Source organism: Escherichia sp. WS1265 (assembly GCF_046487585.1).
Classification (GTDB): Bacteria; Pseudomonadota; Gammaproteobacteria; order Enterobacterales; family Enterobacteriaceae; genus Escherichia; species Escherichia coli.
Genome location: NZ_JBJQJE010000091.1, coordinates 1 through 731 on the forward strand (window position 1 = coordinate 1; position 731 = coordinate 731).

The 731-nt window shown below is 53.2% G+C and carries 3 protein-coding genes; all 3 read right to left on the minus strand.

Annotated elements, in window-relative coordinates; genetic code table 11:
• The coding region (locus tag ACJHX3_RS24970) for a phage tail protein (RefSeq protein ID WP_173479904.1) at positions 1-88 on the minus strand (88 nt) is incomplete at its 3' end.
• An 11-nt stretch (positions 89-99) separates the two neighbouring features.
• On the minus strand, positions 100-375 hold the full coding sequence (locus tag ACJHX3_RS24975; protein WP_001283153.1) for a DNA breaking-rejoining protein: 276 nt from the start codon (positions 373-375) through the stop codon (positions 100-102).
• Positions 368-691, minus strand: coding sequence for a DUF2190 family protein (locus ACJHX3_RS24980; protein ID WP_001097055.1), 324 nt, complete (start codon positions 689-691; stop codon positions 368-370). Before ACJHX3_RS24980 ends, ACJHX3_RS24975 begins: the two co-directional genes overlap by 8 nt.
• Positions 692-731 lie beyond the last annotated feature (40 nt).

Here is a 731-nt window from a genome sequence, read left to right on the forward strand (position 1 = left end):
CACGGTTTATCGCCCATGCGCTGGCCTGTGGCACCATACGGGTATCAAGGCTGTTCAGATTGCGGATGGCATTCTCAAGCCCCTTCATCCCACACCTCTTTACTCAATAAAGATCATTGGCTTACCGTTAAAGCGTTCATGCCGTGTGACCGTCCATTGTTGTCCGTCATAAACAACGCGATCCCCGCGCCGTGGGCGGTATCCCGAAGAAAACACCACCAGAGAGACCGCAGGTCCGGACAGAGCATTCAGCTCTGCCAGTGTTTCTCCCGGGATCACGGTCATATCGACATCATTAATCGAGGCTGTCTTTCCCATCTTTCTGACCGTGATAGCATCCATACGCGCTGCCAACCGGGAAAAGGGATCAGACATTGAGTTTTACCGGCACCTCTTCTGCACTGGTTCCGGCATCTGCCCAGACAACCCCGACCAGCGGATCAGAGCCGCTGTTAGTCAGCTGAACTTTTCCGGACTTCAGATAAACCTTCTTACCCGTTTTCATGTCATCCGTTTTCAGCTTAGGCAGCATAAACACACCTTCGGTCATGCCGTCGCCTGTTTCACCCTGTGGAATATCGGTCAGCGCCACCGCAAAAACATCACCCACCTGCACCAGCTCTCCGCTGCTGATGGCTGCACTGGCAACAATCGCCACCGTTTTTCCTTCTTCTACAAAATTCTTTGCCATAACTGTCTCCGCACAGCCCCGTTCAGGGGCTGATTTCAGG